The 504-nt window shown below is 29.6% G+C and carries 1 protein-coding gene; it reads right to left on the bottom strand.

Going from position 1 to position 504, the window contains the following annotated elements:
• Positions 1 to 76: 76 nt before the first annotated feature.
• On the bottom strand, positions 77 to 504 hold a 428-nt coding region (locus ACY2RU_RS17840), incomplete at its 5' end, for a hypothetical protein (RefSeq protein WP_490139841.1).

Genomic DNA, 504 nt, shown 5'->3' with positions numbered 1-504 from the left:
TAAAGTAGGAATTTCAATTCATTACCAATCTTAGCCATTGGTTATATACATTGTTAGCCACTGGCTTTTATTCTGTTCAATTTTCAAAATACCGTTTTATAAACTGTTCATCTTTTAGTTCATAAAATATTCCACTACTATGATTAATTCCAATTACTTTTCCATTTGTACTAAACGTAAAAGTCGTATCCTTTTTTATTATTAAAACTTTATCCCAATGAGCACCTTTCCAAGGTCCAGGATTATTAGATTTATTAATTTCAGTTACTATTTCCGTAATCTTATTTTTGTCCGTAATTGTGCTGTTCGGTTTTTTATCAGAGTTCAGAAAGTTATTCCCTTCATAGTATTCAATTCGGTCAATATCGTCAGAGACTATTTCTCCATATTCATTCGACAGGTAATCTGTGTTTTTACAAGAAACAGAAATTAGTAGAAGAGTTATTATAGTTAAAAATTTTCTCGACATCATTTTTTTCAGCTTGTGGCTAACGTGTTTGTATA

Source organism: Ulvibacter sp. 2305UL32-6 (assembly GCF_058148545.1).
The sequence above is the reverse complement of the archived record's forward strand: the minus strand, read 5'-3'. Positions and strand labels throughout refer to the sequence as shown.